Annotated in this window: 11 protein-coding genes and 3 pseudogenes; 4 read left to right on the forward strand and 10 right to left on the reverse strand. The window is 69.2% G+C overall.

The features are described from left to right. From HDC93_RS29805 to HDC93_RS29820, 4 genes and pseudogenes are all read right to left on the reverse strand, one after another. Positions 1-767 (reverse strand): annotated as a pseudogene (locus HDC93_RS29805) (hypothetical protein); the annotation flags it as partial. A gap of 913 nt (positions 768-1,680) precedes the next feature. Further along, complete coding sequence (locus HDC93_RS29810) at positions 1,681-1,908, reverse strand: hypothetical protein (RefSeq protein WP_185013945.1); 228 nt, start codon at positions 1,906-1,908, stop codon at positions 1,681-1,683. A 517-nt stretch (positions 1,909-2,425) separates the two neighbouring features. Next, positions 2,426-2,725, reverse strand: coding sequence for a hypothetical protein (locus tag HDC93_RS29815; RefSeq protein WP_185013946.1), 300 nt, complete (start codon positions 2,723-2,725; stop codon positions 2,426-2,428). 850 nt (positions 2,726-3,575) lie between these two features. Continuing rightward, entirely contained in the window at positions 3,576-3,902 is a 327-nt protein-coding gene (locus tag HDC93_RS29820; RefSeq protein ID WP_185013947.1) for a hypothetical protein, read from the reverse strand. Positions 3,903-4,741: 839 nt separating this feature from the next. Here HDC93_RS29820 and HDC93_RS29825 point away from each other — a divergent pair. After that, positions 4,742-5,950 (forward strand): S8 family peptidase, encoded by a 1,209-nt coding sequence (locus HDC93_RS29825; protein ID WP_185013948.1) that lies wholly within the window; start codon positions 4,742-4,744, stop codon positions 5,948-5,950. Here the strand turns inward: HDC93_RS29825 and HDC93_RS29830 are convergent. The 5 genes and pseudogenes from HDC93_RS29830 to iolC form a co-directional block, all read right to left on the reverse strand. Next, positions 5,951-6,096, reverse strand: a pseudogene (locus tag HDC93_RS29830) (IS5/IS1182 family transposase); the annotation flags it as partial. Positions 6,097-6,233: 137 nt separating this feature from the next. Further along, positions 6,234-7,736 (reverse strand): CoA-acylating methylmalonate-semialdehyde dehydrogenase, encoded by a 1,503-nt coding sequence (gene mmsA, locus HDC93_RS29835; RefSeq protein ID WP_185013949.1) that lies wholly within the window; start codon positions 7,734-7,736, stop codon positions 6,234-6,236. Positions 7,737-7,750: 14 nt separating this feature from the next. After that, positions 7,751-9,634, reverse strand: a complete 1,884-nt coding sequence (gene iolD / locus HDC93_RS29840) for a 3D-(3,5/4)-trihydroxycyclohexane-1,2-dione acylhydrolase (decyclizing) (protein ID WP_185013950.1) — start codon at positions 9,632-9,634, stop codon at positions 7,751-7,753. A gap of 282 nt (positions 9,635-9,916) precedes the next feature. Next, on the reverse strand, positions 9,917-10,798 hold the full coding sequence (locus HDC93_RS29845) for a deoxyribose-phosphate aldolase (RefSeq protein ID WP_185013951.1): 882 nt from the start codon (positions 10,796-10,798) through the stop codon (positions 9,917-9,919). Continuing rightward, positions 10,795-11,745, reverse strand: a complete 951-nt coding sequence (gene iolC / locus HDC93_RS29850; protein ID WP_185013952.1) for a 5-dehydro-2-deoxygluconokinase — start codon at positions 11,743-11,745, stop codon at positions 10,795-10,797. The genes HDC93_RS29845 and iolC overlap by 4 nt, the downstream gene beginning before the upstream one ends. A 362-nt stretch (positions 11,746-12,107) precedes the next feature. Between iolC and HDC93_RS29855 the strand changes: the two genes are divergently transcribed. After that, positions 12,108-12,305 carry an AlpA family transcriptional regulator gene (locus HDC93_RS29855; protein WP_185013953.1) on the forward strand — a complete coding sequence of 66 codons (198 nt, stop codon included), beginning with the start codon at positions 12,108-12,110 and terminating at the stop codon, positions 12,303-12,305. A 285-nt stretch (positions 12,306-12,590) separates the two neighbouring features. On the opposite strand, the pseudogene HDC93_RS29860 reads toward HDC93_RS29855, so the two are convergent. Continuing rightward, positions 12,591-12,863 (reverse strand): annotated as a pseudogene (locus HDC93_RS29860) (alcohol dehydrogenase catalytic domain-containing protein); the annotation flags it as partial. Between the two features lie 193 nt (positions 12,864-13,056). Here HDC93_RS29860 and HDC93_RS29865 point away from each other — a divergent pair. Beyond that, the gene (locus HDC93_RS29865) at positions 13,057-13,296 is read left to right on the forward strand and encodes a heavy-metal-associated domain-containing protein (RefSeq protein ID WP_185013954.1); all 240 of its coding nucleotides are present in this window, start codon (positions 13,057-13,059) and stop codon (positions 13,294-13,296) included. Between the two features lie 110 nt (positions 13,297-13,406). Next, positions 13,407-15,647 (forward strand): cation-translocating P-type ATPase, encoded by a 2,241-nt coding sequence (locus HDC93_RS29870; protein WP_185013955.1) that lies wholly within the window; start codon positions 13,407-13,409, stop codon positions 15,645-15,647. Positions 15,648-15,986: the final 339 nt, after the last annotated feature.

The raw sequence follows: 15,986 nt of genomic DNA on the forward strand, positions 1-15,986 counted from the left end.
TCCTTCCCGTACCCGGGCTTGTCTTCCCCGTACCCGGGCTTGTCCTTCCCGTACCCGGGCTTGTCTTCCCCGTACCCGGGCTTGTCCTTCCCGTACTCGGGCTTGTCTTCCCCGTACCCGGGCTTGTCCTTCCCGTACTCGGGCTTGTCTTCCCCGTACCCGGGCTTGTCCTTCCCGTACTCGGGCTTGTCTTCCCCGTACCCGGGCTTCTCGTCGCGGTAACCGCCGTCGTCGTCGTCCCCGTAGCCGCTGTCCTGCGACTCGGACGGCTTCACCTCTGCCGGCAGCGTGCTGGGGGCCGGCGTCGCAGCGGCGCCGGTCGGCTCCTCCGACTCCTCACTGCCGTAAGAGCCCTTACCCTCACCGCCATCCTCGTCACCGCTCGCGGTGGCAACGCGGCTGCTGCCGTCCGTGTCGTCGCTGCCGTCGCCTACGGGTACGGCGGCCGACTGCTTGTCCTTCAACGTGGCCAGAGCGCGCTTGACCACCGTGTCGGCATAGCTCTCCCGCTCGTCCGAGCCGTCGATGCGAGCGGTGCCGGGGGCGCCGTTCGACCCCTGCGCGTTGGTGCCGCTGGTGCAGCCGTTCCCAGAGGAGGGGCCGTTCACGGCTGCCCCACCAGAGGAGTGGCCGCAGGCGTTGGGGAGAGCCTCGCCATGCGAGTTGGCCAACGCCGGAATGCCGTACAGGGGCAGAATGCTCGTCGCGGCCGCAGCCACAACCAGCCCCTTGCTCAGTTTCTTTCGCATCGTCGTCTTCCTGCTCAAGGAAAGAGAAAAGGGGAACAGCCGACCCTGACCAGAAGAGAGAATCCTCAGGGTAGGCCCATGCCGCAGCAATCGAGCCGACGCGTCAACGAACCTCACCCATGACGGACCGGCAGGTGCTACGGGGAATCCGGTACAGGAGCACCGTGGAAACGACCAGGGGAACGACTGAGTGGGATCCAGCTCGCCGGGCTGTGTGCCACGGCGCGCGGATGTCCCCTCAGCGTTTCCCTCTCTTTTTGCGACGGAGGGACGGGGCCACAATTCCTCCTCCCAGAGTCTCCCCTCCGCTTGTTTTCCTGGCTGGCCCAGTGGCGGGTTGCGATGAAGTGCCAGCCCCCACAATCCGAGCACCGGTGGATGCAGTCAGGGGTTTTCTCAACTGATGACTGCTTGACCAGCCAGAGCCTCGCCTCGGATTTACACGAACCGAACTTTCGCATATCCGGGCATCGTGGCAAGATGATCATACCACTCACACCATCTCAACTATGCGCCTTATAGCCTCCTTCACCCAAAAAGCGGAACCGAATGCCCATCTGCAGGAAAGCCGAAATAGGTGGGTGACACCCTTACCGGCCAACCTCCTTCAAGCATCATCCGAACGGCGTCCGTTCGGAAACAGATGCGAATGTACGTCAATCAATGAAGGAAGGTCGCCAGGCCGGCGGCTGATATCTCCAAGCACCTTGAGAGGAGGCCATCGGAAAGGATGGCCGCAACCGGCACTCAGGCGATTGACGCAATGGAACGAAATCGCCCCTCCCTCCGCCAATGAGGATGTTCACCCCATCCGCCCGTAAGGGAGGGACGATTTCAGATCAGAGCTCCATCCCGAGGAATCGAGATAAGGCCCCAAACCGCCGAACGGTATTCGAACTGTCGAAACCCGGACCCAAAGGGATCAGGCTGTTCAGACGCCCGCGTCGAGGAGGTCGGCGATTACCACCGTGGCCGTGGCCGTAGCGGTGTTGGTGTTGCTGTTGGTGTTGCTGTTGGTGTTTTCGTTCTCGTTGACGATGACAATGGAGCCGTCGCGGCCGTTTTCGTCGTCGTCGCAGACGGCGCTGGCAGCGGAAGCGGAACCCGCGAGAAGGGCCACCACCGCGAGGGTCGACGCAGCCCCACGCTTCATGGTCATACGCATTACTTTCTCCGATCCAGTTTTCTTCCCCGTTGGAAGAACGAATCAGATCCTTCCGTGACACTGGAGACCGCACAACTTGGATGGGCTCTGAGTCCGAAACTTCACCCATATGGCCCTGCGCTTCAGGTGATGCTGATGATCAAGCGCTCAGGCAGGCCAAAGAAATGACTGCACTCCAACTCGAGTCAGACGGATAAAACAAGGAGGACAAGGAGGGGCCGACCACCACAGGCGACCAGCCTCTAAGAATGCACAAGAGGAATGCACAAAATTACCCTGGAATCATTCGGGGGCGAGGGCAAACGAAATGCGCGGCTCGAGGCCGCGCATTCGCCTTGGCTTGCCACCCTTCGAGCGGGTCTCCTCTTCCCCGGCGGATGAGGACGTAGCCCCATCCGCCAGTCAGGGAGAAACGCTGCAGGTCGAGCCACGATCCCCGATCGAGAGAATCGAATAGCCGTCGAGCTGGACTCGAACAATCACCAGTCGACTGTATGGGCTCAGCCCAGCGTCACAGCGCCGCCAGCAGGAAACCCAGGATGCTCGGGTCCGAGGCAGAGCTCTGCGCCGCAGGGGCGGCAGCCGGGGCGGGAGCCGGGGCGGCCTCTTCAGTAAGCTCGACCGTGGCGGTGGCCGTGGCGGTCGCCGAGTTGTCGTTGTCGTTGCTGTTGGTGTTGGTGTTCTCGTTCTCGTTGACGATGACGATGCCCGGCTCGTCGAAGTCGCCGGCGCTGGCAACCGAGGCGGAACCGGCGAGAAGGGCCGCCGCCGCGAGGGCCGCCGCAGCCCCGCGCTTCACGTTCTTGCGCATTGATATCTCCGTTCTGTTTCTTCCAGGCTGGAAGAACAAAACCAATATTGCCTCAACTCCGGGGCACGCTCCACTTGGAATGCCCGTAGCTCCGGAACTTCATCCACATGGCCCCCTTAGACGGATCATATGAGTGCGCAATTTCCCTGGTGGCGACGGGTCGATCAACCCATCGGAGTAATGACACACCGGTTAACCAGCAGAGTGGGCTCACGCCCTTATTCCTCGACGGAGTACGCGGCCCTCTTATGGCGAGTGGCGATGCCTCGCCGCTGCTCAGGCGGTTGACGCACTGCTCGACGTGGTGCGCTGCTCGGAGGCGGCGCGGTCGAAGGCCGGTGGCCTGCTGCCCGGCTTCCCAGCCGAAGCCGGTGCCGGCCGTGGTGCGGGACTGTCTGTGGCGCGCCGGGGGAACACGCGGACCGCCGTCGCGTAGGTCAAAGCGGGCATAGCGGCGGCCTGTCCGGCGGTGGAGACGAAGGCTAGGGGTGGTATTTGCCGACAGCTGCGCAATGAAACCTCGTGGTCATCCGCCGGGGGACCGGGTGAGGCCCAGTCGTCAAGCGCGTTGGCCGGGGCCCGTTCTGCGGGCCCCGGCCGCGCGTTGGTGAGCGCGCACGATCGTGGAGAGCACCGAGGGTGCCGTTCAGGTTTTCGTCTTTGTCTGCCGGACCGTCACCGAGGAGGGCGCGCTCGCATCGATCACCTCATGGTGGCCCCACCATCGGCCATCTGGCGTCGGCGGCCCTGGGCTGCGCCTGAGTGCCGGTGACGGCCGTCGCCCACCCAAGCCTTGGGGATCGTGGAGTGGGCGGCGGCGTCGCTAGAGGACTGACGGAGCGGGGCCGAGTCAGCCGCAGATCTTGAAGCTCTCACCATCGGTCTTCAGCGTTGCGCAGACCGGGGCCCTGGGCGCGGTGACAGTGACGCTCTCCTCGACACCCGCCTTGACGGTCTTCTTCACGTTCGCGAGTTCCGTGTCGCCCGAGGTGATGCGGATGCTTACGGTCCGCTTCTGGTCGCAGGTGACGCTGACCGTGAACTTCTTGACCAGCTTGCTGGTGGCCGCGTGGCTGCCGACGCTGCAGGGGAAGGGGTGCTGAGGAGCAGCCTGCGCGGGCGCGGCAGCGATGAGTGGCGCTGAAACCAGCAGCGCGGTGGCCGCAGAACGGAGCATGCGATGAGGCACTGGTTCTCCAAGGTGTTCAATTCGGCTGGCCGCCCGGGCGGCCAGCCGCTCGATCTCGGCGCGAAATGTTCCTTAAGCGCCTTTGGCGGGAAGATGTGACCACGGTCGGGATGAGCTCTGCAACACGGCGAACCATGGCCATCCGCCACTCGGGTGACGCGCCTCCGGAATCGCCCCGTGCCTGCATGTGCTTGGCGCCAACTTCCGTCACGACGTCGGTACCAGCGGGTATGCCGGCTCAGGTCAGTGCGCTGAGTACAGATCATGCCGAGCAGGGGATGGGGAGTTGGAGCCAGCGCGGGCGTCGCCGAAGGGTCGGGCGCTGGTGGTCCGAGCCGGTCTGCCGAAGTCGTGGACGGGGCACCTGGAGCGGCTTCTCCATGCCTGCGGCAGTTCGATCCTTGAGCGGCCGTTAAGGGGTCCTTTCACTATGAGCGTCCGATCAGGGCGCGTGGTCTGGTGCCGTGCGTCGCAAGGCGCCGGGAAGCCCTCGTAGCGGAGCTACTAGGGCTTTTCGGCAACGCGGCGAGGTGCGGCACCAGGCCGCGCGACCCGGACGGGCATAGTGAAAGGACCCCTAAGTGTGCGGGGCCCGGCTCCGGCCGCTCGACCGGCCTGGGGAGCCGACCGCCACGCACACGATTCTCCCGTGCAGGATCATCGCCCGACGCCACGAGCGCAGTCGGCAAGGCCGGGAGGATCCGTTGGTGATCTGTAAGCCCTTGGAGGTGATTAAGGACCAAAAGGGCTAATAGCACATTGTATTGACTAACAGCCAGGTCATCCTCGAATCAGCGTCAGCCAACACGTCAGGAAGGCCATTCAGGATGCGCGAAATCTTCACCGTCCGACGGCGGATCGTCGCAGCGATCTCCGCTATGGCTGCGGCGGCCGTCATCGGGGGCGGTACCGCTCTGCCCGCCGAAGCCACCCCGTCCGCAGGAAGGATCCTGCAAGAGGATTCCGCCAACGCGGTCGAGAACGGCTACATCGTTGTACTGAAGGAGTCCGCCGGGTTCAGGGCGAACTCCACCAAAGGCGAAGATCTGATGGCCAAGTACGGCGCCACCGTGGACTGGACCTACGACGCCGTACTCAACGGCTACGCCATCCGTATCAGCGCCTCCGGAGCGAGAGGTTTGGCAGAGGACCCGGCCGTGGAGTTCATCGAGCAGGACCAGACGGTCCAACTCGAGGCGACCCAGTACGCCCCTCCGTGGGGCCTCGACCGTATCGACCAGCCCCGGCCTCCGCTCGACCTGGCGTACTCCTATCCGGAGACGGCCGGCAAGGCTGCGACCGTGTACGTGATCGACACGGGAGTGCGCATCACGCATACCGAGATCGCGGGGCGCGCCAGGCACGGCTACGACTTCGTCGACCGTGACACCAACGCTTCTGACGGCAACGGTCACGGAACGCACGTTGCCACCACGGTCGCCGGCAGGACGTACGGCGTGGCGAAGCAGTCCAAGATCGTGTCGGTGCGCGTTCTGAACAACAGTGGGTCAGGCACCCTCTCCGGTGTCATCGCGGGTGTCGACTGGGTCACGTTGCGTCGCGTCAGGCCCGCGGTCGCCAACATGTCCCTGGGCGCCGGCATCAGCACGGCACTGGACTCCGCGGTGAGGAACTCCATCGCGTCGGGTGTCACCTACGCGGTGGCCGCCGGCAACGCGAACGCGAACGCCGCCTCCTTCTCACCCGCCCGTGTGAGTTCCGCCCTCACCGTGGGGGCCACTACCCTGACGGACCGCAGATCCAGTTTCTCGAACTACGGTCCCCTGCTCGACATGTTCGCCCCCGGTTCCTTGATCACCGCCGGCTGGAACACCAGCGACACGGCGACGGCCACGCTCTCCGGCACATCCATGGCGACCCCCCATGTCGCGGGAGCCGCGGCCGTCTACCTCACCTCGCACCCCAGTGCCGGTCCGGCGACCGTACGCAACGCCCTCGTGAACGGGGCGACAACCGGAGTCCTGAACGACATCGGGCCCGGTTCACCCAACAGGCTTCTCAGACTCGTGCCCTGACTCCAGCGGCAGCCGCCACGGCCGGCCGCGCTGCACGACACCGCCCCGGCGCCGGACCACGCCGCCGGCCTGGCGAACTGCGACTCGGTCAGCCCGGAGAACGGCTCGATCCACTTCGAGTCATCTGCTGAGATCACCCCGCCCATGCCCAGCCAACGCACCAACCGCCCCACCGGTACGGGACAACCTGGAGCTGATCGACCCCAGTGACGAGTGGTCAAAGGCGGTCCGTGAGCACTGAGCATGACCGGTGAGGCCTGTGTGCCGGACGGCTTGACGAAGTTCAGTGATTGCGCGGGAAGCCCAGGTCCACACCCGCCGGGGCGTCGGCCGGGTCGGGCCAGCGCGTGGTGACGACCTTGCCGCGGGTGTAGAAGTGCGTGCCGTCGTTGCCGTAGATGTGGTGGTCGCCGAAGAGCGAGTCCTTCCAGCCGCCGAAGGAGTGGTAGCCCACGGGGACCGGGATCGGGACGTTGATGCCGACCATGCCGGCCTCGACCTCCAGCTGGAAGCGGCGGGCCGCGCCGCCGTCCCGGGTGAAGATCGCGGTGCCGTTGCCGAACGGCGAGGCGTTGATGAGGTCCAGGGCCTCCTCGTAGGTCTCGGTGCGCAGCACGGTCAGCACCGGACCGAAGATCTCGTCCTGGTAGGCCTTGGCGGACGTGGGCACCTTGTCGAGCAGCGAGATGCCGATCCAGTGGCCGTTCTCGAAGCCGTCGACTGTATGGCCGGTGCCGTCCAGGACGACCTCGCAGCCCTCGGCCGCCGCGCCCTCGACGTAGGAGGCGACCTTGTCGCGGTGGACCTTGGTGATGAGCGGGCCCATCTCGGAGGTCGGGTCGTTGCCCGGGCCGATCTTGATCTTCTCGGCGCGCTCGCGGATCTTCTCCACCAGTTCGTCGCCGATCGAGCCGACCGCGACGACCGCGGAGATGGCCATGCAGCGCTCGCCGGCCGAGCCGTAGGCGGCCGACACGGCGGCGTCGGCGGCCGCGTCGAGGTCGGCGTCCGGCAGCACCAGCATGTGGTTCTTGGCGCCGCCGAGGGCCTGCACGCGCTTGCCGTTGGCGGAGGCGGTGGTGTGGATGTAGCGGGCGATCGGGGTCGAGCCGACGAAGGAGACAGCCTTGACGTCCGGGTGCTCCAGCAGGCGGTCCACGGCCACCTTGTCGCCGTGGACGACGTTGAAGACGCCGTCGGGCAGGCCCGCCTCGGACAGCAGCTCCGCGATCTTCAGCGAGGCCGAGGGGTCCTTCTCGGACGGCTTCAGCACGAAGGTGTTGCCGCACGCGATGGCGATGGGGAACATCCACATCGGCACCATCGCCGGGAAGTTGAACGGGGTGATGCCCGCGACGACACCGAGCGGCTGGCGGATCGAGGAGACGTCGACACGGCTGGCGACCTGCGTGGACAGCTCGCCCTTCAGCTGCACGCTGATGCCGCAGGCGAGGTCGACGATCTCCAGGCCGCGCGCGACCTCACCGAGGGCGTCGCTGTGCACCTTGCCGTGCTCGGCGGTGATCAGCTCGGCGATCGCGTCCCGGTTGGCGTCCAGCAGCGCCCGGAACTTGAACAGGATCGAGGTGCGCTGGGCCAGCGAGGACTGGCCCCAGGTCAGGTAGGCCTCCTTGGCGGCGGCGACCGCCGCGTCCACCTCGTCGACCGAGGCGAACGCGACCTTCGTCGTCACCTCGCCGGTCGCCGGATCGGTCACCGGCCCGTACGTGCCCGAGGCGCCTTCGACGGTCTTGCCGCCGATCCAGTGGTTGACGGTCTTCGTCATGGCCCAGAACTCCTTCACAGATGGCGGCGTCGGGTGGAGACGTGCCGTTCGTACAGCTCACGTGCCTTGACCGCGGACGGCCGTGTCGCGGTCTCGGCCACGGGTACATCCCACCAGGCCTGCGCGGGAGGCGCGCCCGACACTGTGTCTGCCGTTTGGGTCTCGACGTAGACACATGTGGGAGTGTCGGCCGCCCGGGCCTCGGCGAGGGCCTCCCGCAGGTCCCGGACGGTCTTCGCGCGCAGGACGCGCATGCCGAGGCTGGCCGCGTTGGCGGCGAGGTCCACGGGCAGCGGCGGCCCGGTGTACGAGCCGTCCTCGGAGGGGTAGCGGTAGGCGGTGCCGAACCGCTCGCCGCCCACCGACTCCGACAGGCCGCCGATGGACGCGTAGCCGTGGTTCTGGACGATCAGGACCTTGATCGCGACGCCCTCCTGCACGGCCGTGACGATCTCCGTCGGCATCATCAGGTACGTGCCGTCGCCGACCAGCGCCCACACGGGCCGGTCGGGAGCGGCCAGCTTCACACCGATGGCGGCCGGGATCTCGTAGCCCATGCAGGAGTAGCCGTACTCCAGGTGGTACTGGTCGGGCGACCGGGTCCGCCACAGTTTGTGCAGGTCGCCGGGGAGGGAGCCGGCGGCGTTGATCAGGATGTCCGACTCGTCGGCGATCTCGTCCAGGGCGCCGAGGACCTGCGGCTGGGTCGGGCGCGTGTCCGGTTCGTCCACCTCGTAGCAGGCGTCGACGCGCTGCTCCCAGCGCTCCTTGTCCTCGGTGTACTCGGTGGCGTAGGTGCCGGCGACCCGGTGGGCGTGCATCCGGAGTGCGCCGGTGAGCTCCTGGAGGCCGCTGCGGGCGTCGGCGACCAGGGGCTGCCCGGCGAGCTTGTGGCCGTCGTAGGGCGCGATGTTGAGGTTGAGGAACCGGACGTCCGGGTTGCTGAACAGCGTGCCGGAGGCGGTGGTGAAGTCGGTGTAGCGGGTGCCGACGCCGATCACCAGGTCGGCGGTGCGGGCGAGTTCGTCCGCGGTGGCGGTGCCGGTGTGGCCGACGCCGCCGACGTCCTGGGGGTGGTCGTGGCGCAGGGAGCCCTTGCCGGCCTGGGTGGAGGCGACCGGTATGCCGGTGGTCTCGGCGAACTCGGCGAGGGCGTCCTCGGCGCGGCTGTGGTGGACGCCGCCGCCCGCGACGAGCAGGGGCCTCTTCGCCGAGCGGATGATCCGTACCGCCTCGGCCAGTTCCGCCGGGTCGGCGCCGGGACGCCGTACGGTCCAGACGCGCTCGGCGAAGAACTCCTCGGGCCAGTCGTACGCCTCGGCCTGCACGTCCTGGGGCAGGGCGAGGGTGACGGCGCCGGTCTCGACGGGGTCGGTGAGGACGCGCATCGCGTTCAGCGCCGAGGGGATCAGAGCCTCGGGCCGGGTGATCCGGTCGAAGTACCTCGACACCGGGCGCAGGCAGTCGTTGACCGACACGTCGCCCGCGTACGGGACTTCGAGCTGCTGGAGGACCGGGTCGGCGGGGCGCGTGGCGAAGATGTCACCGGGCAGGAGCAGCACCGGCAGGTGGTTGATGGTCGCGAGGGCGGCGCCGGTGACGAGGTTGGTGGCGCCGGGGCCGATGGAGGTCGTCACCGCGTGCGTGGACAGGCGGTTCGACTGGCGGGCGTAGCCGACCGCCGCGTGCACCATGGCCTGTTCGTTGCGGCCCTGGTGGTACGGCATCTGCTCGGCGTGCTCCAGGAGCGCCTGGCCGATGCCGGCGACGTTGCCGTGGCCGAAGATGCCCCAGGTGGCGCCGATGAGCCGCTGCCGGACGCCGTCGCGTTCGGTGTACTGGGCGGACAGGAAGCGCACGAGCGCCTGTGCGACCGTCAGCCTCGTCGTCGACGTCATCGTCGTCCTTCCCTCGGGGTGGTCACGGGTACGCGTCGGCCGCGGCGGGCGTTCACGCCGTGCGCGGGCGCCCGCTCCTTCTCGGCGGAACGCCTCCTGCGGGGGACCTCCGGCGCGGGGCCGTAGCGGGCGGGGAGTTGTCGCTCGCTCTTCGCTCCTGCCAAAGCAAAGCGGCCTCCCGCGCCGGAGGCGATCTGGGCCCGGGACCTGCCCGGGTGAGGGAAAGCTCGGTCTTGTGCGCTGTCGCCCGTGGTGACGGTGTGGGTGGTCATGAGGCGGCCCTCACAGCAGTCCGACGGCGGTGTCCACGGCGGCGGCCACATCCCCGTCCGCCGGGTACAGCAACGAACGTCCCACGACCAGCCCGCACACGGTGGGCAGTTGGAGGGCGCCGCGCCATTTCTCGTACGCCCCGTCCTGATCGTCGCCCACCTCGCCGCCCAGCAGTACGGCGGGCAGCGTGGAGGCCGCCATGACCTCGGCCATGTCGTCGGGGTTGTCGGTGACCGGGACCTTGAGCCAGGTGTAGGCGGAACTGCCGCCGAGGCCCGAGGCGATGGCGATCGACTTGGTCACGGCCTCGGCGGAGAGGTCGTTGCGGAGCCGGCCCCGTTCGTCGCGGTGGCTGATGAACGGCTCGACGAAGACGGGGAGCCGCCGGGCGGCCATGGCGTCGACGGCCCGGGCGGTGGACTCCAGGGTGGTCAGCGAGCCCGGGTCGTCGTAGTCGATGCGCACAAGCAGCTTGCCCGCGTCGAAGCCGAGGCGCTCGATGTCCTCGGGGCGGTGGCCGGTGAAGCGGTCGTCGAGTTCGAAGCGGGCGCCCTGGAGGCCGCCGCGGTTCATCGAGCCGACGACGACCTTGCCGTCGAGGGCGCCGAGCAGGAGCAGGTCGTCGAGGATGTCGGCGGTGGCGAGGACGCCGTCCACGCCGGGGCGGGACAGGGCCAGGCAGAGGCGTTCGAGGAGGTCGGCACGGTTGGCCATGGCGAGGGCACGGCCGCCGACGCCGAGGGCGCCGCGGGCGGGGTGGTCGGCGGCGACGATCATCAGGCGGCCGTCGCCGTTCAGCAGCGGCCGGCGGGGGCGGCGGGCGGCGGCCTCGGCGATCGCCTCCGGGCGTTGGCCGCGCAGGCGGACGAGTTCGGAGACGTCGACGGTCACTGGACGGCCCCCGCGGTGACGGCCGCCTCGATCTCGTCCGGCGTGGGCATCGCGGAGGAGCACTCCAGGCGGGAGGCGACGATGGCACCGGCGGCGTTGGCGTGCCGCATGGTCTTCTCCAGGTCCCAGCCGGCCAGCAGGCCGTGGACGAGGCTGCCGCCGAAGGCGTCGCCGGCGCCGAGTCCGTTGAGGACGTTCACCGGCAGCGGCGGGACCTCGGCGCTCTCACCGGCGCTGTTCACCGCGAGGACGCCCTTGGGGCCCTGCTTGACGACGGCCAGTTCGACGCCCGCGTCGAGCAGGGCGCGGGCGGCGGCGTGGGGTTCGCGCACGCCGGTGGCGACCTCCACCTCGTCGAGGTTGCCGACGGCGACGGTGGTGTGGCGCAGGGCCTCCGCGTAGAAGGGCCGCGCGGCCTCCGGGTCGCTCCAGAACATCGGGCGCCAGTCGAGGTCGAAGACCGTGGTGCCGGCCTTGGCGCGGTGAGCGAGGGCAGCGAGGGTCGCCGTGCGGCTCGGCTCCTCGCTCAGGCCCGTGCCCGTGACCCAGAAGACCCGGGCGTCGCGGATGGCGTCGAGGTCGAGTTCGTGGGCGTCGATCTCCAGGTCGGGGGCCTTGGGCCGCCGGTAGAAGTACAGCGGGAAGTCGTCCGGCGGGAAGACCTCGCAGAAGGTGACCGGCGTGGGCAGGCCGGGGACCGGGGTGACCCAGCGGTCGTCCACGCCGAAGCCCCGCAGGGCCTCGTGGAGGTAGGTGCCGAAGGGGTCGTCGCCGGTGCGGGTGATCAGCGCCGTGCGCCGTCCCAGGCGGGCCGCGGCCACCGCGACGTTGCTCGCCGAGCCGCCGAGGAACTTGCCGAAGGACGTGACCTGCGGCAGCGGGACGCCGGTCTGGAGCGGATACAGATCCACTCCGATCCGCCCCATGGTGATCAGGTCGTACGCCATCGGTGTCCCCTCGATGCTCGGCTCTCCCCGGTTTTGTAGCCCCCTCTCGAGGCCCTGTCAATGTTTTGTCCAGACATTCTGACCAGATCATGGCAGCGCTTTCCGTTTGTCCGGATCCGCGTCAAGGCACCCCGCCGACGCCGGGACCCGCCCATGTGCCGCAGCTGTGTCACAAACACCTCCCTCGTGTCACGTGTGTCACGAGTACGCAGGTCTTCCGTCACATTCGGCGCACAGGCCCTGCCCCGTGTCACCGAGCGTCGTTGACCGGGCACAGGCTTGTTGATCGCCAGCGCAGCGCCCGGCTCCCCCGGACGGCCGTCCACGGCCGCCGCCGCGGTGCGCGCGGGGAGGTGCACGTCATGGCCGACCGAAGGCTCTGGTCCTACAAGGAGATCGCGGCACACATCCGGGTGCAGCCCGACACCGTGCGGTCCTACCGCAAACACGGGCTGCTGCCCCCGCCCGACCACGTCGAGAGCGGCAAGCCCTACTGGTACGCCGACACGGTCCGGGCCTGGGTCGCCTCCAGGCCCGGCAACCGCCGAAGAGCCGACTGACCCACTCCCCTGCCTCGGTCCCGTGCCCCACCGCCGTGGTGGGGCACGGTCGTTCGCGCGTGCGTCACCTCCACGGTTCGACGACCGTCAGCTCCACGGTTCGACGACAGTCAGCTCCACGGGCTTCACGGGTGGATGACCGTCAGCTCCACTGGTGGATGACCGTCAGCTCCACGGGCGGATGACCGTCGCCCCCGCTCCCGGCGCGGCCCCCATCGCCGCCAGAGCCGCGGGCACCTCGTCCAGGGTGATCGTGGACGTCACCAGCAGGTCGGGGCGGAGCACGCCGCTGCGGACGATGAACGGCACGGTGACCCGGTCCCCGGGCCGCCAACGGGTCACGCGGGCGCCCATCGCCTCGACGACCCCGGCGAGTTCGTGCCCGGGCACGTGCGGCAGCGTGATGTCGGGGTCGTGGCCCTGCCAGCCGTGCCAGTCGCTGCGGCACAGTCCGGTGGCCTCGACCCGCACGACGACCCCGTGCTCCGCGGGCTCCGGGTCCGGCACGTCCCGCACCTCGGCAGCCTCCCCGTACCGCTCGAACACCACGGCCCGCATGGATCCACCCGCCTCTCACTCATGCCGTGCCCGCTCCCGCGGGGGCACGCTAGCGGTGGGCCGGGGAGCGCCGCCGGCCCGGGCGCCGCGTCGGCGGCGGGCGTCGTGAACCGATACCCCCTAGGGGTACAGTGGGGTATGCGGGTCCCCAGCGGACCCCACAGCCCCACATGCCTCGACGAGGAGTAACGACATGACCGCCCAGACCGACACCACGGGCCCCGTCACCACCGTCTTCAAGGTGAGCGGCATGAGCTGCGGACACTGCGAGGGCGCGGTCTCCGGCGAGATCTCCCAGATCCCCGGCGTGAGCTCGGTGACGGCCGTCGCCAAGACCGGCGAGGTCACCGTCGTCTCCGCGGCCCCGATCGACGACAAGGCCGTACGCGACGCCGTCGACGAGGCCGGTTTCGAACTGGCCGGCCGGGCCTGAGACGCACCAGACCTGGCACTCGTACCCGTGTACGGGCCGTACGGCCGCCGCCCCGGCCCGTACGGCCCGTTGCGTTTCCCCGGGCGCCCCGCATCTCCTGGAGTGAGGACATGACCAGCACCACCGACCGGGCACCGGCCGGTCGCGAGCCGGCCCTCGCCGAAATCGAGCTGCTCATCGGCGGGATGACCTGCGCCTCCTGCGCGGCCCGCGTCGAGAAGAAGCTCAACCGGATGGACGGCGTCTCGGCCACGGTGAACTACGCGACGGAGAGGGCCCGGATCACCTGCCCCGAGGGCACCGAGGTCGCCGATCTGATCGCCACCGTCGTGAAGACCGGGTACACCGCCGAGGAGCCCGCACCCCGGCGGGAGGAGGCCTCCACCGCCGAGGACGAGGACCCCGAGCTGACGGCCCTTCGCGGGCGCCTCGCCGTCTCCGCCGCCCTCGCCGTGCCCGTGATCCTTCTGGCGATGGTCCCGGCGCTCCAGTTCGACAACTGGCAGTGGCTCTCGCTGGCCCTCGCCGCGCCGGTCGTCGTCTGGGGCGGGCTGCCCTTCCACCGGGCCGCCTGGACGAACGCCCGGCACGGCGCCGCCACCATGGACACCCTGGTCTCCCTCGGCACCCTGGCCGCGTTCGGCTGGTCCCTGTGGACGCTGTTCCTCGGTGACGCGGGGATGCCGGGCATGCGGCACCCCTTCGAGTTCACGGTCTCGCGCGGCGACGGCGCCTCCTCGATCTACCTGGAGGTCGCCTCCGGCGTCACCGCCTTCATCCTGCTGGGCCGCTGGCTGGAGGCCCGCTCCAAGCGCCGTGCCGGAGCGGCGCTCAGGGTGCTGATGGAACTGGGCGCCAAGGACGTGGCCGTGCTGCGGGGCGGGCGCGAGGTGCGGATTCCGGCGCAGCGGCTGGCCGTCGGCGACCGGTTCGTCGTGCGGCCCGGCGAGAAGATCGCCACCGACGGCACGGTCGTCGAGGGCTCCTCGGCCGTGGACGCCTCGATGCTGACCGGCGAGTCGGTGCCGGTGGACGTGGCGGCCGGGGACCCGGTCACCGGCGCGACGGTCAACGCGGCCGGACGGCTGGTCGTCGAGGCCACCCGGGTCGGCGCCGACACGCGGCTCGCCCGGATGGCGAAGCTGGTGGAGGACGCGCAGAACGGCAAGGCCGAGGTGCAGCGGCTCGCCGACCGGATCTCCGGGATCTTCGTGCCGGTGGTGCTGCTGATCGCCGTCGCCACGGCCGGGGCGTGGCTCGGACTGACGGGCGACGGCGTCGCCGCGTTCACCGCGGCCGTCGCGGTGCTGATCATCGCCTGCCCGTGCGCGCTGGGCCTCGCCACGCCGACCGCGCTGATGGTCGGCACGGGCCGCGGCGCCCAGCTCGGCATCCTCATCAAGGGACCGGAGGTACTGGAGTCCACGCGCCGCGTCGACACCGTCGTCCTGGACAAGACCGGCACGGTCACCACCGGCCGGATGACCCTCCAGGAGGTCCACGCCGCCGAGGGCACCGACGAGAAGGAGGTGCTGCGTCTGGCCGGCGCCGTCGAACACGCCTCCGAGCACCCCGTCGCCCGTGCGATCGCGCTGGGCGCCGAGGAGAGGGCCGGGCGGCTCCCGGAGGTCGACGGGTTCGAGAACGTCCCCGGGCGGGGCGCACGCGGGCGCGTGGAGGGCCGGGACGTCGCCGTGGGACGGCTCTTCGACGACGTGCCGGCGGAGCTGGCCCGCGCGCGGGACGAGGCCGAGCGGGCCGGGCACACGGCCGTCCTGGCCGGCTGGGACGGGACGGCGCAGGCCGTTCTGGCCGTGGCGGACGCGGTCAAGGAGACCAGCGCCGAGGCCGTGCGCGAGTTGCGCGCCCTGGGGCTCACGCCGGTGCTGCTGACCGGGGACAACCGTGCGGTGGCCGAGACGGTGGCCGCGGCCGTGGGGATCGAGAAGGTGGTGGCCGAGGTCCTCCCCGAGGACAAGGTCGACGCGGTACGGCGGCTGCAGGCCGAGGGGCGGGTCGTCGCGATGGTGGGCGACGGCGTCAACGACGCGGCCGCGCTCGCCGCCGCCGATCTGGGCCTGGCCATGGGCACCGGCACGGACGCGGCGATCGAGGCGGGCGACCTGACCCTGGTCCGCGGCGATCTGCGGGTGGCCGCGGACGCGATCCGGCTCTCGCGCCGGACCCTGGGCACGATCAAGGGCAATCTGGTGTGGGCCTTCGGCTACAACGTTGCGGCGCTGCCGCTGGCCGCCGCGGGGCTGCTGAACCCGATGATCGCGGGAGCGGCGATGGCGTTCTCGTCGGTCTTCGTCGTCACGAACAGTCTGCGACTGCGGACATTCCGGTGAAGTCCCCCGAATTCCCCCTAAGTTCACGGCGAACGTGATTTGAGCCCCTCTGGAGTCCCGGGCCGCGCTCACATAAGCTCTTCACAAGGCTCGCGCATCATCCTTACGCTTGGGTCCCGGTCGGCATATCCGGGCTCTTGCGCAGCTGACGGACATATGCGAGAGACGCAGATCACAGTGATGTGAACGTAACCATCGAAGGGGTTCGAAGGTCTAAGTTGACGATGTCAGGGAGCGTCTTGGGGGGCGCCACCTGGCATCTGGAGATGTCTTGGGGGACTTCTCCAGTTGGGGGTACCTCCCTGCTCGAACGGAGTTGAGAGCTTGGGGGAGCGTTGC

The sequence above is a fragment of the Streptomyces sp. AK010 genome (assembly GCF_014207295.1).
Taxonomy (GTDB): Bacteria; Actinomycetota; Actinomycetes; order Streptomycetales; family Streptomycetaceae; genus Streptomyces; species Streptomyces massasporeus.

Coding starts and splice junctions, on each gene's coding strand:
- HDC93_RS29815 (WP_185013946.1), bottom strand. CDS start 2,725: ATGCGCAAGAACGTGAAGCGCGGGGCTGCGGCGGCCCTCGCGGCGGCG.
- mmsA (WP_185013949.1), bottom strand. CDS start 7,736: ATGACGAAGACCGTCAACCACTGGATCGGCGGCAAGACCGTCGAAGGC.
- HDC93_RS29820 (WP_185013947.1), bottom strand. CDS start 3,902: ATGCTCCGTTCTGCGGCCACCGCGCTGCTGGTTTCAGCGCCACTCATC.
- HDC93_RS29825 (WP_185013948.1), top strand. CDS start 4,742: ATGCGCGAAATCTTCACCGTCCGACGGCGGATCGTCGCAGCGATCTCC.
- iolC (WP_185013952.1), bottom strand. CDS start 11,745: ATGGCGTACGACCTGATCACCATGGGGCGGATCGGAGTGGATCTGTAT.
- iolD (WP_185013950.1), bottom strand. CDS start 9,634: ATGACGTCGACGACGAGGCTGACGGTCGCACAGGCGCTCGTGCGCTTC.
- HDC93_RS29865 (WP_185013954.1), top strand. CDS start 13,057: ATGACCGCCCAGACCGACACCACGGGCCCCGTCACCACCGTCTTCAAG.
- HDC93_RS29855 (WP_185013953.1), top strand. CDS start 12,108: ATGGCCGACCGAAGGCTCTGGTCCTACAAGGAGATCGCGGCACACATC.
- HDC93_RS29810 (WP_185013945.1), bottom strand. CDS start 1,908: ATGACCATGAAGCGTGGGGCTGCGTCGACCCTCGCGGTGGTGGCCCTT.
- HDC93_RS29870 (WP_185013955.1), top strand. CDS start 13,407: ATGACCAGCACCACCGACCGGGCACCGGCCGGTCGCGAGCCGGCCCTC.